Annotated in this window: 16 protein-coding genes; all 16 read left to right on the forward strand. The window is 47.2% G+C overall.

Features of this window, described 5'->3' with window-relative positions; translation table 11 throughout:
* The first annotated feature begins 138 nt into the window (after window positions 1-138).
* The 16 genes from MHH92_RS13785 to MHH92_RS13860 all read left to right on the forward strand — a co-directional run bounded on the left by MHH92_RS13785 (window position 139) and on the right by MHH92_RS13860 (window position 25,719).
* Entirely contained in the window at window positions 139-1,629 is a 1,491-nt protein-coding gene (locus tag MHH92_RS13785; protein ID WP_340904364.1) for an exosporium glycoprotein BclB-related protein, read from the forward strand.
* A gap of 688 nt (window positions 1,630-2,317) precedes the next feature.
* Complete coding sequence (locus MHH92_RS13790) at window positions 2,318-7,570, forward strand: S8 family serine peptidase (protein ID WP_340904366.1); 5,253 nt, start codon at window positions 2,318-2,320, stop codon at window positions 7,568-7,570.
* A 304-nt stretch (window positions 7,571-7,874) separates the two neighbouring features.
* Window positions 7,875-9,047, forward strand: coding sequence for a GntR family transcriptional regulator (locus MHH92_RS13795; protein WP_340907678.1), 1,173 nt, complete (start codon window positions 7,875-7,877; stop codon window positions 9,045-9,047).
* 222 nt (window positions 9,048-9,269) lie between these two features.
* Window positions 9,270-10,571 carry a glycoside hydrolase family 125 protein gene (locus MHH92_RS13800; protein WP_340904368.1) on the forward strand — a complete coding sequence of 434 codons (1,302 nt, stop codon included), beginning with the start codon at window positions 9,270-9,272 and terminating at the stop codon, window positions 10,569-10,571.
* A 78-nt stretch (window positions 10,572-10,649) separates the two neighbouring features.
* Window positions 10,650-12,029: an extracellular solute-binding protein gene (locus tag MHH92_RS13805; protein WP_340904369.1), complete on the forward strand. Its 1,380-nt coding sequence runs from the start codon at window positions 10,650-10,652 to the stop codon at window positions 12,027-12,029.
* Window positions 12,030-12,096: 67 nt separating this feature from the next.
* Window positions 12,097-12,963: a carbohydrate ABC transporter permease gene (locus tag MHH92_RS13810; RefSeq protein WP_101314027.1), complete on the forward strand. Its 867-nt coding sequence runs from the start codon at window positions 12,097-12,099 to the stop codon at window positions 12,961-12,963.
* A gap of 22 nt (window positions 12,964-12,985) precedes the next feature.
* A complete protein-coding gene (locus MHH92_RS13815) occupies window positions 12,986-13,810 on the forward strand; it encodes a carbohydrate ABC transporter permease (protein WP_076211825.1) in 825 nt (274 codons plus the stop codon).
* An 18-nt stretch (window positions 13,811-13,828) separates the two neighbouring features.
* Entirely contained in the window at window positions 13,829-16,630 is a 2,802-nt protein-coding gene (locus MHH92_RS13820; protein ID WP_340904377.1) for an alpha-mannosidase, read from the forward strand.
* A gap of 244 nt (window positions 16,631-16,874) precedes the next feature.
* Entirely contained in the window at window positions 16,875-17,879 is a 1,005-nt protein-coding gene (locus tag MHH92_RS13825; protein ID WP_315370982.1) for a Gfo/Idh/MocA family protein, read from the forward strand.
* A gap of 24 nt (window positions 17,880-17,903) precedes the next feature.
* Window positions 17,904-18,827 carry an AraC family transcriptional regulator gene (locus MHH92_RS13830; protein ID WP_340904382.1) on the forward strand — a complete coding sequence of 308 codons (924 nt, stop codon included), beginning with the start codon at window positions 17,904-17,906 and terminating at the stop codon, window positions 18,825-18,827.
* A 12-nt stretch (window positions 18,828-18,839) separates the two neighbouring features.
* Window positions 18,840-19,937 (forward strand): Gfo/Idh/MocA family protein, encoded by a 1,098-nt coding sequence (locus tag MHH92_RS13835; protein ID WP_340904383.1) that lies wholly within the window; start codon window positions 18,840-18,842, stop codon window positions 19,935-19,937.
* A gap of 312 nt (window positions 19,938-20,249) precedes the next feature.
* Window positions 20,250-20,963, forward strand: coding sequence for a glycosyltransferase (locus MHH92_RS13840; RefSeq protein WP_340904384.1), 714 nt, complete (start codon window positions 20,250-20,252; stop codon window positions 20,961-20,963).
* A gap of 213 nt (window positions 20,964-21,176) precedes the next feature.
* Entirely contained in the window at window positions 21,177-21,929 is a 753-nt protein-coding gene (locus MHH92_RS13845) for a FadR/GntR family transcriptional regulator (protein ID WP_340904386.1), read from the forward strand.
* Entirely contained in the window at window positions 21,926-23,137 is a 1,212-nt protein-coding gene (locus MHH92_RS13850) for a M20 metallopeptidase family protein (protein ID WP_076317980.1), read from the forward strand. Before MHH92_RS13845 ends, MHH92_RS13850 begins: the two co-directional genes overlap by 4 nt.
* Window positions 23,134-24,699 (forward strand): ABC transporter substrate-binding protein, encoded by a 1,566-nt coding sequence (locus MHH92_RS13855; protein ID WP_340904391.1) that lies wholly within the window; start codon window positions 23,134-23,136, stop codon window positions 24,697-24,699. Before MHH92_RS13850 ends, MHH92_RS13855 begins: the two co-directional genes overlap by 4 nt.
* A gap of 102 nt (window positions 24,700-24,801) precedes the next feature.
* A complete protein-coding gene (locus MHH92_RS13860; protein WP_017688654.1) occupies window positions 24,802-25,719 on the forward strand; it encodes an ABC transporter permease in 918 nt (305 codons plus the stop codon).

Genomic DNA, 25,719 nt, shown 5'->3' on the forward strand with positions numbered 1-25,719 from the left:
AAGCTGAAAACGGTAATTCGGAAATTTGCTTATATAATAATCACGAAATTCTTGCTTGTTAATATACTGATATCATCAAACCAGTGATGTTCGCCTGTAATGGATTGATTGAGACTCACTAAGGAGGATCTGCAAAAGATGAAACCAAAGAAACGCATCAGATATGGTTGGAGCGGATTTAAGAAAAAAAAAGCTGAGGACTGTGACCATCCCCAAGAGCAGCACAAAGAACACCATCACGAGCACCATCATAACCACCACAATCATCATCACAATAACCACCATCATAAGTGTTTTGACAAAGAAGCCGAATTCCTTCTCAAATTAATTGGTGAGTTGAAGGGAGCAATTGTACAGGTTTTTGCCAATCCCACGCCTCACAATGTTTCACTTCTGATTGAGGTACTGCGTAAATTACTGGCTCTGGTTCATTGCTCGGATTTGAAAAAGGGAACCAAGGCAGATCTCGAAGCGGTCTTGGAGCTTACCATTGTATCTGCAGAGGCCGTTCCATTTTCTCCTGTCAGTGTGGGAACCAATTTGCAGCAATTGCTGGATGTGCTCCTATCTGTCATTTTACAGGGGAATATCGATTCGGCTGAGAAAGATCAACTGGTCATTTTGATCCGGGCGACCGAATTGGCTATCACAACAGGGCTTAGAAACATAGGCAGTCAAGGTCCGGCAGGACCTGCAGGACCAGCGGGTCCTCAGGGCGTACCTGGTCCACAAGGCCCGGCTGGCGCTGCTGGTGCTCAGGGTGGTGTAGGTCCAGCTGGTACACCCGGAGCTGCTGGTGCCCAGGGACCAGCAGGTGCAACAGGTGTTACTGGAGCAACGGGTGCGGCAGGCCCAGCAGGTGGCGCAACAGGAGCGACAGGTGTAACGGGGAGTACAGGAGCTGTTGGGGCAGCGGGCGTTACAGGAGCAACAGGTGATCCTGGCGTAGCAGGAGCCACCGGAGTCACCGGGGCTACCGGGGCAGCTGGACTTGCGGGAGTCACCGGGGCAACGGGTGCAGCCGGAATTGCTGGGGTAACCGGGGCTACCGGCGCAACTGGGATTGCGGGAGTAACTGGCAGCACTGGTGTTACAGGAGCTACGGGTTCGGGCGCCATCATACCATTTGCTTCTGGCGGACCTGCCATATTAACAACGGTTCTTGGTGGACTGGTTGGAACGACAAGCCTTATCGGTTTTGGCAGCTCGGCAACAGGAGTCAGCATTCTGGGTGGCACGATTGATTTAACGGGAACGATTGTCGGACCACTCATTAACTTTGCGTTCTCTGTTCCACGAGATGGCGTTATAACTTCCATTGCTGCCTATTTTAGTACAACAGCAGCCTTGGCCTTGGTCGGTTCAACGGTGACCATCACTGCGCAATTATTCAGTTCACCTACTCCTGATAATGCATTTACTGCGGTTCCGGGGGCGGTCGTTACACTGGCACCTCCACTCACCGGTATTATTGCATTGGGTAGTATCTCCAATGGTATAACAACCGGATTGGCTATACCTGTGACTGCACAGACACGTCTTCTACTGGTGTTCTCGGCAACGGCAGCCGGACTTTCTCTTGTGAATACCGTTGTTGGTTATGCAAGTGGTGGCGTGAACATTACATGATGAGATATAAATTTTGATATGAACGACATGAGAGTTCTCATGTCGTTCTTTTTCTTGATTTGAAATTTTGAGTATCAGGTCTCGGTTATATAGAACTACTACAAACTATTATTCATCAAAAAAATGCATGAATACGAAAAATAAGCTGAAATACGTAAGCGACATGAGACACATAAAAGCATTAAATAGACTTATTTTCTATAATTTTCAATAAAGTGCTTGTATATATCGAATAATGATTTTATACTATACCAATAAAATCCAATTAAATTCCTAATCGACTATTATATGTAATTAAAATGTTTAACTACTCACTCGAATCACGATCGAAAGTCATATCCACCACTCCTTAGCAAGCGTTCTGCTAACGCTCCAGATTACCCTTCCACATGAATGCTTACAGACATTCACTCTCATTGGATTATTCAAACACCCAAACTATTCACTCACATGGTTTAATCCGATTCATTCAATCTCCTAAACTTCCAAGTAAAAAATCATAGACTGATCTGTTATCTCTTCTGACTCATATTGTTCCCTAACCAGACCTGTAAAGGAGGTGAGGCTTTATGTGAAATCCAGGGTATCTATTTCGTACGCAATAAAGGTTATTTTACCGTTTCATTCTGCAGAGAAGGGCATATGTACCAGACTAAATTAAAAAACCGGGTAAAAGGAGTGGAAAAGTTTGATAAAGATTAATCGGTTACGCAAGCCCATCTCCATGGGGCTCTCGCTTCTCCTTGCATTTTCGATCATTCATCCGGTTTCAGCTGAAAACTCCACATCATCCAAATTGGATATGAAATCTGGACTTGCCAAAGTTACGGAATCCAAAGTAAACGCCAAGTTGACCAAAGAATTTGATGGTAGTGAATATGTGACCTATCTGGTGAAAATGAAGGAACAGGTGGATACAGCAGCAGTCTCCAAACAGGCCCTTGAAAAGGCGACCATCGCCAAACAAACGGCTTCAGCCACAAAGCTGTCCGTTCGTAATTCGGTCGTCAGCTCTCTGCGGGAAACGGCCTCGCGTACACAATATCCATTGGAAACTTATCTGGAAAAGGAAGTTGACCTGGGTAAGGTCAAAGAATATAAAAGCTATTTTATCGTCAATTCACTGGCAGTAACGAGTACCAAAGAAGTCATGGAACAGATTGCGCTGCTGCCTGAGGTGGAGAAGATTCTACCGAATGAGACGAGATACTTACAGAAAGCCGAAGTGAGTAAAGAACCGGCGAATGCGGCACCAGGCAAAGATGCTGTCCAAACGCCAGCTAAAGACTCTTCAGTCGGTGTCAAAGACAAAGACAAAGAGCCTGCTGCAAAGGACAAGCTTGCGACAGAGAACGTCGAATGGAACCTGGATTACATCAATGCGCCAGCCGTGTGGGATCGGGGCATCGATGGAACAGGGATTGTTGTTGCCAATCTGGACAGCGGTGTGGATTATACTCACCCTGCGCTTCGCAGCAAATGGCGGGGATTGGATGCCTCGGGCAATATCGTTGATCCCGAACTGAGCTGGTATGATCCGCACAGTAATGCTTCCCTCCCTGCGGACGAAGACGGACATGGTACGCACACGATGGGTACGATGGTTGGCTCCGAAGCAGATGGTACCAACCAGATCGGGGTTGCTCCCGGTGCGAAGTGGATTGGTGTACGGATATTCAATCCGGAAACAACAGATGCCATTATTCTCGATGGTGGACAATGGTTGATCGCTCCGGTGGATGCGGAAGGCAATCTGCATCCTGAACTTGCACCGGATGTCGTTAACAACTCGTGGGGCGGAGGCGCAGGATTGGATGAATGGTTCCGTCCTATGGTCCAAGCTTGGCGTGATGCGCAGATCTTTCCCGAGTTCTCCGCAGGTAATGTAAGACTGACAAATCCGGGTGGTCCCGGCTCTGTTGCGAACCCTGCGAATTACCCTGAAAGTTTTGCCACGGGAGCCACAGATATTAATGGTAACCTGGCTTCCTTCTCGCTGCTGGGTCCATCTCCATATGGGGAGATCAAACCGGAAGTATCTGCCCCTGGTGTGAATATCCGTTCATCAGTTCCGGGCGGTGTATATGAGGGAGGCTGGAACGGAACGTCCATGGCAGGCCCGCATACAACTGCGCTTGCTGCACTGCTGCTTCAGGCCAATCATTCCCTTACAGTGGATCAGCTGGAGCAGATCATTACAGATACAGCCACGCCGAGAACCGATAGTCAGTATCCGACATCTCCTAATAACGGCTACGGTCACGGCATTATTAATGCCCTTGATGCTGTGGGTTCTGTACTCGAAGGAATTGGCACAGTATCCGGCAGAGTGGTTACGGCCGGAGATGATCTGGAAGAGCCAGTACTGGCACATACCCCTGTTAATTCAGCCTTTACAGGCATTGATATACCATTAACCGCTCATGTGACAGATAACGTCGCAGTAGTCTCCGTCGAGGCTTTTGCCAAAACGACAGGCACCAACCAGTACGTTTATCTACCGATGAACCGGATTGCTGGAGATAACAAAGATGGGACATATACAGCGACCATTCCGGCATTTCTGATTGAGCCGCAAGGTGTGGAGTATTATATCCGCGTGAATGATTACGGCAACAACGGATTCGAAAGTCAGATATATAAAGTGGCTGTATCCAATGGTATTCAGCCAGGATATCTTCAGGATTTTGAAGAAGATCAGCTGGGCTTCACGACTGGCGGAACCGGAAGTACCTGGGTATGGGGAGTACCAAGTAGTGGTCCTGGAAGTGCATACTCCGGTGACAAGGTGATTGCAACCAATCTGCAAGGAACTTATGTGGCGAATAGCAATGCATATCTGCTTGCGCCGCCTATTGATCTAACCGAGAGTCCAGAAGGTGCGTTATTATCCTTCAAGCACTGGTATGACCTGGAGAATAACATCGATTTCGGCAAGGTATACATCGCTTCCGAGGATAGCGATTATGTGTTCGAAGAGCTGTTAACCTTCACGGGTACAGGTGGCAATTGGAAGACACAATATGTGGATCTTCGCGAATACGCGGGACAGCAGGTGTTCATCAAATTCAATCTGACGAGCGATAATTCATTGCAAAAGGCTGGCTGGTACATTGATGATTTCGCTGTAGAAGAACTGGATGAGATTGCTCCGGGTGCTCCTGCCGGATTGTCTGCGACGGCCGATATTCTTGGTAATGTAGCCTTGAGCTGGACGGGTCCGAGCGATGAGGATCTCGAATCCTATATCGTATATCGCTCCACAACCGCAGGTGCAGGTTATGAATCCATTGGAACTGCAACAGGAAAAACGTTTACAGATACGGCCACGGTGACAGATTCGACGTATTATTATACCGTTGCCGCACTTGATTATAGTGGCAATGAAAGCGACAAATCGAATGAGGTCTCCATTACAGTAGAGGTGCCTCAGGATATCTACATCGATCATTTCGATGGCAGTGATGATAATGGCTGGACTCATTCAGGAACCAAAGATGAGTGGGAACGGGGTATTCCGGTAACGGGACCTGCCAGCGCGGTTTCTCCACCGAATGTCTGGGCGACTGATCTCGACAATACGTACGAGAGTGGCTCCAACTATTCACTCGTATCTCCGGTCATTGATTTGACGGATGTCTCCGAAGGAACACTCACGTTTAATCATTGGTACGAGATTGAGAGTGGATACGACTACGGGTATGTGGAAGTCACCAAGGATGGTGGAACCACATGGTCAGAACTGGGCAAATTTTCACATAGTACAAACGGTAAACAATGGACACCCGTATTTTATGATCTGGATGCACTTACCGGTAATGAAGTTCAAGTCCGGTTCCGCCTGACCTCAGATAACAGTGTTGTGAAGACAGGCTGGTTCATTGATAATTTCCGTGTACTGGGTGTTGCTGCGGAGACGTTAACGGAGGACAGTGCGATTGTGCTTAACAATGACAAACCAAAACCGTCCTATGATAATCCATGGTACAAAATTTCGCGGACAGACAAAGCGGAATTTAACAAAACGAAACAGCAACAACCGGAAGTTGAAAAACCAGAAACAGGTTCGGTTAACCCACAAAGCCTGCCTGCAAGTGCAACGGTTACCGTACTGGAAACCGGACGTTCGGTGAAGACAGATCCAGCTACAGGCAAGTATAACTTCACACACGTAGCAGGTGATTACACGTTAAAAGCTGAAGCATATGGATATTATCCTCGAACACAGCAGGTAACGATCACGGATGGCAATGGTGCCAAAGCCAACTTTAATTTGGAGGCAATCCCGCATGGACAGATTGAAGGTGTAGTAACGGATGAGCGGACAGGACAACCACTGGCTGATGCTTCCGTTCTCGTGGTGGAAGATGCCAAGGTAGGTGAAGTTCGCACAGGTTCAGATGGCAGCTTCGATATTCAGGTATTGGAAGGAAGTTATACCCTGTCCATCCGGGCTGCGGATTATTACAGTAAAACCGTAACTGTAACTGTACCTGGTAATGGGACAGCAGAGGCAAATGTTGCCTTGAAACCATTCATCGGTTTCCCAGGGGAAATTGCTTATGATGATGGATCAGCAGAGAACGCACGAGCTTTTAACGCTGCGGATAACGCTTGGGCAGTTCGAATGACACCAGAGCTGGAGACCGCTCAACTGACAGGTGCATCGTTCCGATTCTGGAACACAGAGTGGCCTGTGCCTGGAGGTACAACGTTCCAATATGCCGTATATGATGCATCGGGTGCGGGTGGAGCTCCAGGACGACAGCTGGCTGGACCATTCGACGGTACTGCACTTCGTAACGATCAATGGACAACCGTTGAATTCCCAGAACCGGTCATTGTAACGGGTGATTTCTATATCGTGTATGTACAGAGTTTAGCTGGAACTAGCGCTCCGGGACTCGCTACCGATGAGGATGGTCCAAATGCAGGTCGAAGCTGGCAGCGAGTAGGTGGAGCGTGGAGTACTTCACCTGATGAAGAAGGTAACTACATGATTCGTGCAGTTGTGAGATATCCGGTAAATGCACCTGTGCTCACAGCACCTGCGAACACGTATACGAATCAATCAACCTTCACCGTGTCGGGAACGTCTCCGGCATCTGGAGCTCAGATCAAGATCTACAACGGCAAGGATCTGGCTGGCACCACAACGGTGGCAAATGGGAAGTTCTCATACGGTGTGAAGCTCCGTTCTGGCATTAATGCGATTACTGCGGAGGCAGTGGTAGACGGTAAAACAACGGACCGTTCACTCCCCGTAGTCATTATTCTGGATCAGACCAAACCACAATTGACGATTCTCACGCCAGCTCAAGGGGATCGCATCAATGCAGAAGTGGTTCACGTGACGGGTAATGTCGTGGAACAATTCCTCGATAAGGTAACCGTTAACGGACAAACCGTACAAGTGGGTAAAGACAGAAGTTTCAGTCACCGTGTATTGGTCAATGAAGGCGAGAACACAATAACCATTACAGCAACCGATATCGCTGGTAACAAAACAACCGTAACCCGCACCGTCTATGTGGAAACGGCGTTGCCAGAACTTACGAATATTACTCCGGCTGAAGATGTTCAAATCACATCAGGGGAGAGTGTTACCGTTTCATTTGATAGTAAACCTGGTCTGCAAGCATCTTTCCGTATTCAGTTACCTTTGAATCTGAATGCCCAAGGGGCAGGCGAGATTCCATTGGTGGAGACTGAACCTGGTCGTTATACGGGTACGTACACAACACCTTCATCCCTTGTTCTGGATGGTGGAGTCATTGTGATTCGCGCTCAGGATGCAGCAGGCAACAAAGTAGAGGCGGAAGCAGCTGGACGATTGTTCGTCAGCGCAGCACAAGAACAATCCGTTCCAGAACCAGATTCGAGCCCTGAAGAGACTGAAACGGAAGTGGGTCCACCGTCCGCTGAGGGTCTGCAACCTTAATTATGCAAAGTATGACTTGGACGATAACTGCATTTTGACCATCTAAGCAAGAAGCCGATAAGCCGACGTATCAGGGCTTGTCGGCTTTTTGTTGTCTCGATTCACATCTGACGCCTAAGATTACTCGGCTATGGTTATCTACGCCAAATTAATTTAATAATGAACTTTTGAAAATAAAGCATCCATTGGGATGCTTTTTCTTTTGCTCTCACATGTCAGCAGGTGAGTTGCCTCTTTCTTCACATTAATGATATAACATGATATATTAGGATGTAGAACATGAGAAGTATGGGTATTTATGGAGGTGCTTGTATTGGGGAAAGATTCGGCATCCAAGCCGATGTATGAACAGATCTTTGAATCCTTGCGCGAACGGATACAGCTTCATCAATATCAAGTGGGTGAGCGTGTTCCTTCGGAGAAGGAATTATGTGATGAATTCGGAGTGAGCCGGATTACAACTAAAAAAGCACTTGAGATGCTGGCGAGTGAACAATTAATTGTTCGTCAGCCGGGACGGGGTTCTTTTGTAGCCGACACAGCAGAAATGTTACAAGAAAGATCTAACAGACCTGCTCCGCGTGCTACGATCAAAGATCCAGAAAAGAAGCTGCTCATTGGGCTGGTCATCACTAACTTCAGCGATATGTATGGTACAGAACTGTTATATGGTATGGAAGAAGCTTCGCGAGAGCATGATTGTTTTCTCGTACTTAGACGTTCCTTCGGGATTCCCGAGCAGGAGGAACAGAGCATTCAGGAACTGCTGGAACTGGGTGTGGATGGATTGATTATTTTCCCGGCACAGGGTGAATATTTCAGCGATGAGATTCTTAAACTGGTCGTTAACAAATTCCCGTTTGTCCTGATTGACCGGTACTTGAAAGGAATTCCGGCTTCATCTGTCAGTACGGATAATGTAGGCGCGGCGCGAGAAGGGACGAATTATCTGTTCAACCTCGGTCACCGACACATCGCTTTTCTGACGCAGCCTCCGGCGAACACTACACCGATTGAAGAACGAATTGAAGGAATCATTGAGGCTCATAATGATCAAGGGGTGCTGGTGAACAGGGAACTGTGGTTAGAATCTTTTCTTTCGACACTGCCAAGTGTGTTTGATCCTCAAGTCGAGGTCCGTGATGTGGAGACATTGGTGGAACATTTACAGAAATATCCCCAGATTACTGCACTCTTTGCTGCGGAGTATCATATTGCTTTACTTGCAGAACAGGCAGCGGATCGGCTTGGTCTGAGAATCCCGGAAGATATGTCCATCATTTGCTTTGACAGTCCAAACGCTGCCGAAGGAAGCCGTGTAACCCATATGAGACAAAGCCAGTTTGATATGGGAAAACAGGCATTCGAGATGGTGCTTCAAAGTATGCAGAACAACGAAATGACAGTGAACAGGGTTGTTTTGCCTGCCCGATTGGTGAAGGGGAAGTCAACGAGTATGGTGAAACAAAAGGGTTAATTATAACAACTTAATATTCATTGTGTTCAATCAGGGGCTTCGTATAAACGAGGCCTCTTTTTGGTGCGGATAAGATGGGGAGAATTGCTTTAAATGGTATATTATTTGGTGTCTTCAAATTAAAATAACATGCTAATATACAAATAAATATATTGACATAACATTATATTCGTTTTAGGATGATGAAAGCGGTTAACAAACTGGATTAAATAGGAGGACAACATGCTGACACCCAGAGATGATCAAGAAATTTCTCCCTCGATATACGACATGATTGATCAGGTTAACAAACGTATGCCGGACCATCCGGAACTCAACCAAATGTTCAAAAATTGTTTTACCAATACGTTGGCGACTACAATTCAGCGCAAAGAAGATGGAACAACTTTTGTGATTACGGGAGATATTCCTGCCATGTGGTTACGTGATTCTGCCGCTCAGGTCAGACCTTATCTGGTTCTCGCTTCAGAGGATGAAGATATCGCTGACATGATCGCTGGACTGGTTGAACGTCAACTGAATTATATTCTCCTGGACCCTTATGCAAACGCTTTTAATGAGACGGAGAGTGGAAAAGGACATCAGGAAGACCTGACGCAGATGAATGATTGGATCTGGGAACGGAAGTATGAGATCGACTCACTGGCTTATCCGATTCAGCTCAGTTATCTCTTGTGGAAGAACACGGGAAGAACAACTCAATTCAATGATACGTTCCGTAAAGCAGCCCAGATCATCATGCAGTTATGGCAAGTGGAACAGCATCATGAGACGAAATCACCCTACACATTCCAACGTCTGGATGCTCCCGAAACCGATACGCTCACCCGAGAGGGACGAGGTACTGAAACAGTCTATACAGGCATGACCTGGTCGGGATTCCGTCCCAGCGACGATCGCTGTGAATATGGTTATCTGATTCCATCCAATATGTTCGCTGTTGTGGCGCTTCGATATCTTCAGGAAATTGCTGAAGCCGTGTTCGAGGATGAAACGCTGGCAGCGAATGCTAAGCAGTTGGAGCAAGAGATCAACAAAGGTATTCAGGATTATGGCACCGTTGAACATCCGGAATATGGAACCATATATGCCTACGAAACGGATGGGAAAGGCAATCACAATCTGATGGATGATGCCAATGTGCCGAGTCTGCTGTCTTTACCTTATCTCGGATATGTGGAGGAGAACGACGAGGTGTATCAGAATACACGCCGTTTCATTCTTTCCTCACACAACCCGTATTTTTATGAGGGAGCAGCAGCAGCAGGAATCGGTAGTCCGCATACACCGGAAGGGTACATCTGGCATATCGCTTTATCGATGCAGGGGCTGACTACAGAGGATCGCAATGAAAAACTACGATTGCTTCAGCTTATCCATAAGACGGATGCGGATACCGGACTGACCCATGAAGGTTTTTCGGCCAACAATCCACATGAATATACACGTCCATGGTTTTCATGGTCCAACATGCTCTTTAGTGAACTGATTATGGATTATTGCGGATTCCGCGTACAGAAATAGATAGGGAAGCAAGAGATAACCTGCGAGTACATTATAACGTTCGGAGTTCGTTAAATTCCGACAAGAGGAGAGCGAATCATGAGAAAAATATCATTGAAAATGCCGGTAGCAGCAGTTATGACATCCTTGCTCATTCTTACTACAGCCTGTTCGGGCGGAAGCTCAAGCACAGGCACAACCAGTGATGGCAAGAAGGAAGTAACTGTATCGTTCCGTTCTTCAGGATCTGAAGATACACTTACGAAGTTTTTCCAATCAGGCTTGGTGGGTCAATTCGAGAAAGAAAACCCGGATATCAAAATCAACATTGCGCCTGTACTGGCAAGTGAAGGCGATTATACGTCCAAAATGGTTCTGCAAATGAAATCCCCGGATACGGCACCGGATGTCATTGCCGAAGATACATCCATCATCAAATCCGATGCTGCTGCGGGATATCTGGAGCCGCTGGATACACAGGTTCAGGGATGGCCCGATTGGGAAGAACACATCATCGACAACCTGAAGGCAGGGGTTACCGGAGAAGACGGCAAAGTGTACGGCGTTCCGGCTACCTCGGATACACGCGGAATCTGGTACAACAAGGAACTGTTTCAACAGGCGGGACTTGAAGTTCCGTTCAAACCTGCAAGCTGGGCAGAAGTACTCGAAGCAGCACGTACGATCAAGCAAAAACTGCCGGGTGTGACACCACTTAATATGATCGTGGGCAAAGCAAACGGTGAAGGTGTCACCATGCAAACACTGGAAATGCTGCTCTATGGTACGGCGGACACGCTGTATAACGACACCAGCAAGAAATGGGTCGTGAACAGCCCGGGGCTGCTGGATTCCTTCAAATTCATAGATCAAGTGTTTAACACGGATAAAACAGGTCCAACCATGCAGGTTGCCCTGAATGGACAAGCTGGCAGTATTGCATTCCAGCAACAGTTCCCGCAAGACAAACTGGCGATGGCTGTAGATGGTAGCTGGGCAGGTTCGACATGGGCCGAGAACGGTGCTGCTCCAATAGCCAACGTTGAAGAAAAAATAGGTTTTGCACCATTCCCAACACAAAATGGGGAAGAACCTGGAGCAACTACGATGTCTGGAGGATGGGCTTGGTCTGTTCCTGCACAAGCGAAGAACAAGGAAGAAGCTTGGAAATTTATCGAGTTTCTGATGAATAAGGAAAATGCGACTGCACGCGTAGTAGCGGAAGGCAGCCTCAGCCCACGTAATGATTCCACAGAAGTTGAAGGTTATACGGATCGTCCATATACCAAAGAAGCACAGGAACTCTTGAATGTGGCTCACTTCCGTCCAGCGAACGATCAATATGCAGCGGTATCCGCACAATTGCAAAGCATTGTTGAGAGTATTGCCTCTGGCAAGCTGACGCCGGAAGAGGGAGTTACACAATTGAAGGACAACGTATCCCGTTCCCTTGGCGCGGACAGCATCGAAGAGAAATAAGGATATCGATATATTCGGAGGGGGAGGCATAATCTCCCCTTTTTCCGGTTCGAATGGAGAGTGACTTATGAAAAGGAAAGCACCAGGTTCATTTCTGTTTCTCATGCCTTCCGTACTGTTATTACTTGTGTTTTTCATTGTTCCCATCATTCTGACGATCTGTTTTGCCTTTACGAATATGGCTCTGACCGGGGCGGCAGCCAAGAGTTTGGAGTTTGTCGGATTCCAGAATTTCATTAATATGTTCCATGATCCGGACTTCCGGATTAGTGTCTGGCGTACGCTGGTCTTTCTCATCTTCTCCGCAGTGATTGGTCAGGTATTGCTTGGATTCATTCTGGCTCTTCTAATGAAGGAGAAAAATGTGACGTTCCGTCGGGTCATCGGCATCATCGTCATTGCCGGTTGGGTGACACCCGAGATTGTTGTGGCATTCTGTATGGTCGCCTTTTTCAGTGACAATGGTTCATTGAATCAGATCCTCGGCTGGTTTGGGGCGAATCCAGTCTCCTGGTTGTTCAGTTTCCCTATGGTGAGTGTAATTATCGCAAATATCTGGCACGGCACAGCCTTTTCGATGATGGTCTATCAGTCGGCACTGGATGATATCCCGAAGGAAGTTGAAGAAGCTGCGATTATTGACAGCGCCACCGGGTTCCAGATTGTCAGACACATTACGATTCCAATGGTAAAAGGGTCCATTGTGACCAACATGATGTTGGTTACTCTACAGACACTGGGCGTGTTCACGCTGATCTATACGATGACCGGTGGTGGCCCGGGTACTTCGACACAAACCTTGCCGATCTTCATGTACAATCAGGCCTTTGTGAACTATCAGTTTGGATACGGCACAGCCATATCTCTGGTTCTGTTGTTCATCGGTATTGTCGCCAGCCTGTTCTACATGCGATCCATGAAAGTGAAAGTGTAACCATGAAGGAGGTTCGATCCCTATGGTCAAACATGGGCTTCAACGCAAAATCCAGTACGGGATTCTAGTTTTTCTAGGGCTCTGTTTTTTATTGCCGCTGCTCTGGATCATTCTGGCTTCATTTGACCCAAACGCGCAACAGGGTATCAAAATGCCCAGTACCTGGACCATTCAAAATTTCAAGGATGTACTCGGGGATTCGAGCAATCTTCGTTCATTCGGTGTAGGCCTGATTCTGTCGGGAGGACAAGCGATACTGGTTGTTCTGGTATCTGTCCTTGCTGCTTATCCTTTATCCCGTTATGAAATGAGATTCAAAAAAAGCTTCTTGTTATCCATTCTGTTCATGACAGCTCTACCGATTACTGCCGTGATGGTTCCGGTATTTCAGATGTTTCTGTTCTTCAAAATGCAAAATAGCATCATCGCCACGATGTTGTTCCTGACCGCATCCTCACTTCCTTACGGCATCTGGATGATGAAAAATTTCATGGATTCGGTGCCCATTGATCTGGAAGAATCGGCATGGATTGACGGAGCGTCCGTATGGAACGGATTGAGACGAATCGTGGCTCCGCTGATGTTGCCAGGTATTGCAACGATAGCGATATTTACGTTTTCAGGAAGTTGGGGCAACTTCTTTGTGCCATACATCCTGCTCCAGACACCGGAGAAACTTCCGGCATCAGTCACGATTTATCAGTTCTTTGGCAGCCACGGTATGGTTGAATACGGCAGATTGGCTGCATTTTCACTACTTTATACAATGCCTTCGGTTGTGCTATATATTTTCTCCCAGCGTTACATGTCCAAGGGCTTCAGCATGGGCGGGGCAACCAAAGGTTAATGACAGGAGGTACGTAACATGACAACCAAAAAGATGGCACATCTCATCTCGCATACCCATTGGGACCGCGAATGGTATATGCCTTATGAACACCATCATGTACTGCTCATTGAGCTGATGGATAAACTGCTGGATACGCTCGATCAGGACCCGGAATATCGCTATTTCCATCTGGATGGGCAGACGATTATTCGTGAAGATTATTTGCAGGTTCGGCCCGAACAACAGGAGAGGCTCGACCGTTATATTCGTGAAGGACGCATCCATTTTGGTCCATGGTATGTGTTACAGGATGAGTTTCTGACCAGCAGTGAGGCCAACTTACGTAATCTGCTCATCGGTCATCGTGATGCTCGACCTTTCGGTGTGATATCCAAGACGGGATACTTCCCAGACTCGTTCGGAAATATGGGACAGGCACCGCAGATTCTGCAACAGGCGGATATTCATAACGCGATCTTCGGGCGAGGGGTGAAGCCTACGGGATTCAATAATGCGGTGGTTGATGCCGACAGTTACGAATCTCCCTATTCCGAGATGATCTGGCGTTCGCCGGATGGTTCGGAAGTGCTCGGCATTTTGTTCGCGAATTGGTACTGTAATGGGATGGAAGTTCCGGTTGATCCGGAGAAAGCCCAAGTATATTGGGATAAAAATCTGGAGGATGCCGAGAAGTTTGCCTCGACTTCACATCTGCTGTTCATGAATGGTTGTGATCATCAGCCGATCCAGACGGATCTGCCAGAGGCTTTACGCACGGCGGCTGCATTGTATCCTGATGTTGAATTTATTCACTCCAATTTTGACGATTACATTGAGGCGGTTACGAAGGACGTGCCTGAGCATCTGGCGACCATCGAAGGCGAGCTTCGCAGTCAGCACACGGATGGTTGGGGAACACTGGTGAATACGGCATCCGCACGGGTTTATCTGAAACAGTTGAACCAGCAGGGGCAGACGTTGCTTGAAAAAGTAGCCGAACCACTGGCCGCCATGGCCCATATAGCCGGGGTAAAAGATTATCCGCATCATCTATTGACGCATGCATGGAAGATGCTGATGCAGAACCACCCACATGATAGCATCTGCGGATGCAGTGTTGATGAGGTTCATCGTGAGATGGTGACCCGCTTTGCCAAGAGCAGACAACTTGCAGAGAAATTGGTTTCCCAGAGCGCGCAGGCGATTGCTGAGTCCATTCGTGTGCAACCTGCTGAGGCTTGGGGAGAGGAAGCGGTGCTGTTCACCGTGTTCAACACGAGTGGGTGGAATCGAAATGGAATCATTGAGATGGATCTGATTGTGGACAAAGCATTTTTACCGGAAGGTCCTAACCCTCAGGCACTTGCGCAGAAGGTGGAAAAAGATGCACTACCAGTGTATCAGCTGGTCGATTCGGATGGACAAGTGTATTCGGCAGAAATTAACGATCTGGGTGCACATTTTGGCTATGAACTTCCGAAGGATCGTTTCCGACAACCTTATATGGCTCGTAAAGTAAGAGTGACTTTCCAAGCGGTGGATGTACCTTCTCTAGGTTATAAGACGTATGCTCTCATTCCAGTAGAGAAACAAGCAGAGATTGTTGAGATTGTTGAAGTGCCCGATACGAGCGAACTCATCCAGGTGCAGGGAATGATGATGGAGAACGGTCAATTACGGGTGACGGTTGAAGAGAATGGTACGGCAACAATTGAAGATAAGGTCTCCGGTGCTGTATACAGGGGATTGAATTCATATGAGAATACCGGTGATATCGGCAATGAATATGTCTACCGTCAACCGGAGGGAGAGACAACGCTGACCACGGAGCATCTGAAGGCAGACCTGCGGATTGTGGAGCAGTCTCCGTACCGGGCAGTTATGGAAAGTGTATTACGCTGGGATATTCCTGCTGGAGCAGATGAACTGTTCGAGCTGGAGAAGCGCCAAATGGTTCCTTTTACAAAACGGAAGGCACAGCGAGTTAAGAACACTGTTCCGTTGGTGATTACGACAACGTATACGTTGGAAGCAGGCAGTAATATGGTCAAGGTAAAGGCTGACTTTACCAATCAGGCCAAGGATCATCGACTGCGCGCACTCTTTCCGTCAGGACTGGTGACAGAGGATCATTATGCGGATTCCATCTTTGAAGTTGCCAAACGTTCCAATACACCGGCCAAAGAATGGGTGAATCCGAGTAATGCACAGCATCAGCAAGGGTTTGTACATGTGACCGATGGTGATCATGGCTTGATGATTGCAAACAAAGGGCTGAATGAATACGAGATTTTGCAGCATGAAGAGGGCAGTACGATTGCGGTTACGCTGCTGCGTGCCTCTTCGGAACTGGGAGATTGGGGTGTGTTTGAAACACCAGAAGCCCAATGTCTGGGACCTCAGAGTGTGGAATATGCTATTATTCCATTTGCGGGCGATGCGGCACAGTCAGGTGCATGTGCATCCGCATACGTGTATCCGATTCCGTGGACGACTGTACAGCTAGGGGCACTAGCACGCACGTTTGAGCGAGAAAGTCATGCCGGAACTGATGGGAAAAAGGTTGAACTGCCTCTGTCGAAGCAATGGCTGGCATGGAATGCACAAGGTTCGTCACTAGCCTTCTCCACATTGAAGATCGCAGAGGAAACTGGAGATTTGATTGCTCGCTGGTATAATCTAAACTCCGAACCCGTTGAGTTGAACGTGCAAACTGGATTCGAAACTGCCTCCGCTTATGAGAGCGATGTGCTGGAACGGGTTAAGGACACATTGGAGGGGCATAGCCAGACGGTATCCGGGTACAAGATTGTTACACAAGGGTATGCGTTACGGTGAGTTGATTTTTGAATATCATAACTATAAAAACCTTCTGTTCACGGTAGCGTGGGCAGGAGGTTTTTGTTATGCGACCTGGTTATGTAAAATATATCAGAAATATGGGCAAGTGTATAAATGTCTAATAACATTCATGTCGTGATTTTATACATTTATTGTCGCGAGTTTCTATTAAAAATAGATTAAGTCTGTGATAACTTATAGATAAATGTCAGAATATTATATAGTATGGAGGTAAGACACATTGACCATTCGAATTGGAAAAATTAGCTTGTGGCATGTTCACGCATGGGATTACATCAAGCAGGCACAGGAACATGAGGATACAGTCATCGCCGCTGTGTGGGATGAAGATGCTAAGCGCGGACAGGAAGCGGCTGAACGTTTAAACGTACCATTCTATGCTTCACTCGAAGATATGCTGGCCAAGGATGACATCGATGCCGTTATTGTAGATGCGCCAACCCGCATTCACGAAGAAGTGATCACCGCTGCTGCAAAAGCAGGTAAACACATTTTCACGGAGAAAGTTATTGCCTCGACACAGGCGGAATCCAACAGAATCCTTAATGAGGTAAAGGCAAACAACGTCAAGGTGACAGTATCCTTACCTCGACTGAATGCAGGGTATACGTTAACGATTCAGGATGTCCTTAACCAGGGATTACTTGGTGAAGTGACTTATGTTAGAGCGCGTTTATCACATGATGGAGCAATTTCCAACTGGTTGCCTGAACACTTCTATGATCTGAAGGATTGTCAGGGCGGTGCGCTGATTGATCTGGGCTGTCATCCAATGTATCTCGCCAAACTGTTTCTGGGTCAGGAAGTAACAGCGGTTAATGCGAACTTTGGATATATTACAGGTAAAGAAGTGGAAGATAATGCCGTTGCAACCTTGTTTACGGATTCTGGAGCAGTCGGCGTTGTTGAAGCCGGTTTTGTGAACAGCCATTCTCCATTTACGATTGAGGTTCATGGTACGGAAGGTACACTTCTGTACGGAACACCCGAAGAAAAGTTATTGATTCGCACGAAAGCAGCACAGGGACAATATGATGACTGGACTGAACTTCCTTTGGTAGACCAAAGAGAAAGCGCATTCAATCAATGGGTTGCACATATACAGAATGATACGGATGCAACTGAAAACGTGCAGATCGCTATGGAGCTGACCCGTTTGATGGAAGCAGCGAATCTCTCTGCCAAAGAAGGGCGCAGAATTACTCTGAAAGAGTTGAAGGGTTAGTTTTAATAAAGGAGGTGTGCAATCTTGAGCCTGTATCCTTATGAGAAAATGCTTGAACGGCAGGATCTCCTGGAGAGACTGGATATTCTAATGGTATGGGGACATTATGAGATTCGCGTGATGCGATTTCATCTGACTTCTTTTCCAGCGGGCCGAGTTGTGGATTTCCATAATCATGCGGAGTTTGAGTTTCATTTTATCCCGAGAGGTAAAGGTAAAGTTATTCTGGATGATCAGACACATGCACTCTCGGAAGGTATGCTGTATTTGACTGGACCAGGTGTCGTTCATTATCAGGAGGCTGATGCCAAAGAGGACATGGATGAACTATGTCTTCATGTGGATATCGTTCACAAGCCAAGAGAGCATGTCGATCCCTGGGAAGCAGCAGAATCCGAGGAAACGATGGAAAAGCTGAGAACGCTTCCGCTTACTCCGGTGAATGATTATCATCGGGCAATGCATTGTTTTTTGGAAGCCTACGAGGCATGTGATCAGAAATTGTTAGGTTATTATACGTCCATTAAACAACTAGTCATCAGCATATTACTCAAAACCGTGCGAGCATACGACACCGGGGGGAATCGACCGGAAGCCCCTGTGCGGGATATGTCGGTATATCGCTATGAGTATGCACTACAGTATATGGAGGCGAATCACCCTTCAGTGGTCACGCTGGAGCATGTAGCTGAGAAACTTCATATTAGCAGCAGACAATTGCAGCGAATCTTCTACCAAGTACAGCCGGAGATGCCGTTCAGCCGTGTACTGGAGGATATCCGTCTGCGCGCCGTGTGCCGCAATCTGGAGGAAAGTAACGTATCCATTGAACAGATCGCACTTGCTTCAGGATTCAATAATGCCAACTATTTGCATGCTGTATTTCGCAAACGTCTGGGGATGACCCCGTCGGCTTTTCGCAAAATGAAACAACCAATACTTAAGTGAGGGTGAATATATATGAGTAAAGTATATCGTATCGGAATTATTGGCTGTGGTGGAATCGCGAATGGTAAACATCTGCCGAGTCTGAGTAAACTGGATAATGTTGAACTGGTGGCTTTCTGTGATATCGTTCAGGAACGTGCGGATGAAGCCAAACAGAAATATGGCACTACTGAAGCCGAAGTCTACACGGATTATCAGGAATTGCTCAAGGATGAGTCTTTGGATATTGTGCATGTGCTTACACCGAATATTTCTCATTCCGAGATTTCAATTGCTGCTCTGGAGGCAGGCAAACACGTGATGTGTGAAAAGCCAATGGCGAAGACATCTGCTGAAGCACAGCTCATGCTGGAAACGGCAGAACGTACCGGCAAGAAACTGACTATCGGATACAACAACCGTTTCAGAGAAGACAGTCAGTACTTGAAGAAGGTGTGCGAAGCGGGTGACCTGGGTAATATTTATTTTGCCAAAGCACATGCAATTAGACGTAGAGCAGTACCAACATGGGGTGTTTTCCTGGATGAGGAGAAGCAAGGTGGCGGTCCATTGATTGATATTGGTACGCACGCACTTGATCTGACGCTCTGGATGATGGATAACTATCAACCAAAAGTTGTGCTGGGTACGACCTATCATGAGCTTTCACAACGTGAAAATGCGGCCAATGCCTGGGGCCCGTGGGACCCAAAACAATTCTCCGTAGAAGACTCGGCCTTTGGCATGATTGTAATGGAGAATGGGGCAACGATCATGCTGGAATCCAGTTGGGCACTGAACTCACTGGATGTGGATGAGGCAAAATGTAGCTTGAGCGGTAGCGAAGCGGGTGCGGACATGAAGAACGGACTGCGCATCAATGGTGAGAAATTCAGCCGTTTATACACCAATGAGATTGAACTGAGTGCAGGCGGGGTAGCTTTCTACGATGGTAAGAGCGAGAGCGCACCGGATGTTGAGATGAGAAAGTGGATTGAAGCGATTGAGAACGATCAGGAGCCGGTGGTCACACCGAAACAAGCACTGATTGTATCTCAGATCTTGGAAGCACTCTATGAATCTGCTCGCACAGGCAAGGCCGTGTACTTGAATAACGGTAACGAAGCATAGAAAAGGCTTAAAACAATAGATTACAAAACCCTTTGTCCTGTTATTTGGGGCAGAGGGTTTTTGGTGTTTTGGATGCTAGGGCGTATCTGAAAACTCCGAAGGAAGCAGATTTTGCCGAATTTTCGTTCCAAGCCAGGAAGTTTTCCGCAGGCGTGCCGGGGCACGTCAAGGGGAAGTGACGCAGGAGGGGGCGAAAAGGCGGTAAAAGATGCACTTCAGCGAGTTTTGAGACACGCCCTAACTATTGGTCCATACCAGACTCTATTTCGGCACATATGATGAGAGAAAAATGAGCTGAAAAGAGGGTATGTCTTGACTAAACACAAAACGGGTCATGGTGTTTCCATTGTTGTATGTACCAATCGGCCGCAATTTTTTGATAACATCCTGCAAAATTACAATCGGCAGCGTTATAAAAGCAAAGAGCTGATCATTGTCCTGAATCATGACAGTATGAATCTGGCATTATACCAAAACCGGGTTCGAAATCTTGCCAATGTTCATGTATATCAAGTTCCGGAGAGCATTTCCCTAGGACAAAGCCTGAACGCTGGCATGACAAGGGCACGCTTTTCGCTGATTGCCAAATTTGATGATGATGACTACTATTCGCCGTATTATTTAACAGAGCAGGTGAGAGAACTTAGACGGACCAAAAGTGATATTGTGGGTAAACATTCGTGCCTGGTCTATTTGGGCGCATCCAAGACATTGTTGGTCAGATCTCCTGCTGAAAAAAATAAACCGGTTGAATTTGTTCAAGGGGGCACTATTTTATTCAAAAGAGAGATCTTGAAAAAAGTCCGCTTCACAGACCGTTCAATAGGGGAAGATGTGACCTTCCTGAGACAATGCAGGAAAAGAGGATTCAAAGCGTACGCGACCTCTCCTTATAATTATGTCTATCACCGCAGACAGAACAAAAAGAGTCATACCTGGAGAGCGGATGACAGCTTTTACCTGGAGGGAAGCAAAAAACTTGCGGTTACAGAGGATTTCAGACCCTATGCTAATAAAAAGTTATAGTCTGTAATCGTAGTGCCCATGGGTGTCGTCAAATAACGAAAGCGAAGATGCATCTGATGCGTGTAGATGCGTCTTTTTTGTGCCAAAATGCTTAAATTTGGAGGTGGTCAGAAAAAAATATGAATTTACTTGAAAAAAAGTATTGCATATAAGTTTAGTCGGAATTATATTAATGGTATAAGGTCTAGACCATATACAGATCGGAGTGTTTAGATGTCCAGTACGTTTTCATTTCGTTTTGAGAAAGTATCCACCAAAAAGGTTAGTGAATTCATTAGGGAACAACTGGAAGAAGCCATTATTCTGAAAGAATTAATGAGTGAAGAACAGCTTCCAGCCGAGCGAGATCTGGCAGAGATTTTTAACGTAAGCCGGATTACCGTTCGCGAGGCACTCTCTTCATTGGAAGAGAAAGGCTTGATAGAGAAAAGGGTGGGTGCCAAAGGCGGAACATTTGTACTGCCTCTGACAGCCAATTCGCATAAACGGACCAGAGAAGAAATTAAACGGGATTGGTCACAGATGCTGAAGGTGTTTGAATTTCGAACCATCATCGAGCCAGAGGGAGCTTTTCTCGCTGCTGAGCGGATCACCGCAGGCGAACTGGAGCTGCTTGAGGGTTACATGGAACAAAGTATAGAGCCAGACTGCACAAGGGAATGGTTCAGGGCGCTGGATGTGAAATTTCATCTGACCATCGCCAAGGCTTCGGGGAATCCATACTGCGAGAGAGCCGTCAGACAGATCCGGACGAAAATTAATCCGGCGCTCGACTTGATGCCTTATGATGACCGGATCCGTACCGTCAACCACGGTGTACATATGGAGATTCTTGAAGCATTGAAAGCCCATGATAGCATCAACTCTAAGGAGACGATGAAAAGGCATATCGAATTCTCGGCGGATGCAATCTATGCCCGTTTGGTTTCTGAATCGGACAAAAATGAAGGGAATGACAGCAAATGAATCGTTCAGAACTAATACAGCTGGCTCAGCCACTACAAGCCCAGTTAAGTGCTTGGCGCAGAGATTTACATGAGCATCCGGAGATCGGTTATGAGGAGCATCGCACATCTGCTATCGTAGCTGAGCATCTGGAAAGCCTGGGGTTGGAAGTTACACGCAATGTCGGACAGACCGGGGTTACAGGCCTGCTTCGCGGAGAGACCGACGGACCAACCTTTGCTTTGCGCGCAGACATGGATGCCTTGCCAATCCAGGATCAGAAAGCGGTGGAATACCGTTCGCAAGTAGAAGGCAAAGCGCATCTGTGTGGGCATGACGCTCACACCTCCATCCTGATGGGAGCCGCCCAACTGCTTACTGGTCTTGGAAGACCGAAGTCAGGCAACATCAAATTTATTTTCCAGCCAGCAGAAGAGGGACTTGCAGGTGCAAGAGCCATGATCCAGGACGGCGTTCTGGAGAATCCAAAGGTTGATGCCATCGCAGGATTACACATGACACCTGGACAGGACACGGGAACCTTGGGCGTAAGTCAGGGCGTTGCTTTTGCATCAGCTGATCCCTTGATTATCAAGGTGTTTGGCAAGGGTGGGCACGCAGCTCGTCCGCATGAGGGTATTGATGCGATCGCGGTATCCGCTCAGGTCATCACCGCATTGCAAAATATCGTCAGTCGGATGGTTGATCCACTTGAACCGGCAGTAGTCACGATTGGCAAAATCACGGGAGGTTATATGGGAACAGCCATCGCCCCCGAAGTGGAGATGATCGGTACGGTTCGTACACTCTCACCTGCCATTCGTGAGCGGATGCCAGCTTTGATCGAGCAGGTTGTTAAAGGGGTCTGTGATTCTTTTGGAGCTGGATGCGAAGTTGTCTACGGCGATGGATACCCTGTTGTCGTGAATGATCTCGGCATGGTTGACCTGCTAACAGAGACTTGTGATCAGGTTAATGCGGAGAAGGGATGGACTTATATCAAACCTTCTACAGGGGGCGAGGATTTCGCGTTTTATTGTGAACAGGTTCCGGGTGTGTTTTTCAGACTAGGATCTGGGAATGATGAGGAACGTACTCGCTATCCACTCCACCATCCCATGTTTGATCTTGATGAGACAGCGATGCCTTATGGTGTGGGCATGTTGTCCGCAGTAGCACTTGAATTTTTGGCACGGAATACAACTTCTGAGGGGGAGCAATCACAATGAAAAAAAGACAATGGACAGGCTTGTGGATCACGTTACTGGCAGTCGTAATGGTACTCAGCGCTTGCGGAGGAAAATCGACAAGCACAAATGATGGTTCCGCAACAGAAGGAACGGGCAGTGGAAGCGCAAGTACAACACTGACCGTTGCTGCGGCAACCGATATTGAGAGTTTTGATCCGCACAACAACAACAATACTTCCAGTGAGGCGGTTCTGGTCAACGTTTTTGATTATCTGATCAAAAATGACAGTGAGCAAAAAAAAGTTGCGGGACTTGCGACATCATGGGATCAAGTCGATGATACAACGTGGAGATTTAAGCTGCGTGAAGGTGTTACCTTCCATAATGGCGATCCATTCACTTCAGCAGATGTAAAATACACGCTGGAGCGCGTAGCCAAGGACGAGACACTGAAACAAAACAGCTATTTCAAAAATATTGTAGAAGTTAAAGTGGTGGATGACTATACCGTAGACATTATCACGGATGGCCCAGATCCATTGCTCCTGAATCGTTTGTCCAAGATGGGAGCAGGCATTCTGCCGGCAAAATATATTGCAGACAACGGTTTTGATGCTTTCCTGAAACAACCGGTTGGAACAGGCCCTTACAAGTTCAGTAAATGGACGAAAGATGATCGTGTAGAACTGGTGAAAAACGAGAGCTACTTCGATGGAGAACCAAAATGGAATGAAGTGGTATTCCGCGTTATTCCTGAAGCCTCCACACGTGTATCCGAATTGCTTGCTGGTGGTGTAGATGTGGCGTCTTCCATTCCCTCCACTGACATTGCCCGGATCGAAGGCGAAGCAGATAAGAAGATTGTCAAAGCGCCAATCCAGCGTGTGCTTCAGTTGATCTTCCGTCAGACAGAAGGTAGCATCACAGCTGATCCGAAAGTACGTGAAGCGATTGACCTGGCTATCGACAAACAAGGGATCGTGGACAGCATTGCCGGCGGAGCAGGTATCGTAACCCGCACATCCGTAACACCAGGCAACTTCGGTGCTGATCCTTCATTGTACAAAACATCACTTTATGATCAAGCAAAAGCGAAACAGTTGCTGCAAGAAGCTGGCTATGCGGAAGGTGAAGCCGAGATGACTATCTCCGTTTCCGCACAATACAAAGAACAGGCTGAAGTTGTTGCAGCAATGCTGGAACAAGCCGGATTCAAAATCAATCTGGATGTCCTGGAAGCAAGTGCATTCAGTGAACGTTACAGCTCCAAATCATTCAAAGAAATCTTCATGATTGGTATTGGTAACTCCTTGTTCGATGCTTCGAATAACTACAATCGTTATATGTTGGAAGAAGCAAAAGGCGAGTCGGATTACAACAACCCTGAAGTAGAGAAACTGCTTCAATCGGCATTGGTGAACATGGACCCTGCGTCTCGTGAGAAAGAGTATCAGCAAGTACAACAGATCTTCTCTGAAGAACGCCCAGCCGTATATCTGTACCAAATGGAAGGTGTCTACGGAACAAATGCTAAAGTGAACTTCGCGCCACGCAGTGACGAGATGTTCTATGCTGACGAGATTACACCTGTTGCACAGTAACATCGGGTATAACAACCGGTCATTGAAAAGATAGGCCGTGAACGGCAGGGACTGGATAACCATGTTCCTGCCGTTCTTTTTTAAAAGGGAGGTGAACAAGGAATGGGCAAATACGTACTTAAGTCACTACTGCAGATCATTCCGGTGCTGTTCATTGTTTCATTAATTGTGTTCATTTTGGTTCGAGTCACCGGTGATCCGGTTGCGCTAATGTTGCCTGAAACGGCTACCGCTGAAGATCGTGCTGTCTTGACGCAGGCACTTGGTTTGGACCAGCCTTTATATACGCAATACGTGAAGTTTCTGGGCAGTGCGATACAGGGAGACTTTGGTCAATCTTTTCGCTACAATCAGCCTGCGTTAGAGCTTGTGCTGGAGAGATTGCCTGCCAGCTTTGAACTGGCTGTAGCCGCCATGTTTTTTGCTGTACTTATGGCTGTGCCACTTGGCGTCATTTCAGCTGTCAAACGCAATACGTTTACCGATCTCATTATTTCAGGAATATCCGTCATTGGTAAGGCGATGCCAAACTTCTGGATGGGGATTATGCTTATCCTCTTGTTCTCCGTCATGCTGGGCGTATTGCCGGTATCTGGTCGCGGAGGATTGTCACATCTGATCTTGCCGGCCTTTACACTTGGTGTTGGACTGGCTGCGCAGATGACCCGACTGATTCGCTCCAGCATGCTGGAGATTCTCAACCAGGACTATATTCGAACAGCTCGCAGCAAGGGGCTTGGCCGGATGGTTGTCATTGTAAAACATGCATTTCGGAACGGATTGATTCCGGTCGTGACAATTATGAGTTTGCAGTTTACAAGTCTGATCGGGGGCACTTTGATTACGGAAACGGTATTCTCCTGGCCTGGACTGGGTCAGTTGCTGGTCGTTGCAGTCAACACACATGATATGGCGATTGTACAGGCAGCGGTGTTTGTCATTGCCTTTATCGTTGTAGTAATCAACATCTTGACGGATGTAGCTTACAGGCTACTTGATCCGCGCATCAAATACGACTAG

The organism is Paenibacillus sp. FSL M7-1414, from assembly GCF_038003195.1.
Lineage (GTDB): Bacteria > Bacillota > Bacilli > Paenibacillales > Paenibacillaceae > Paenibacillus > Paenibacillus amylolyticus.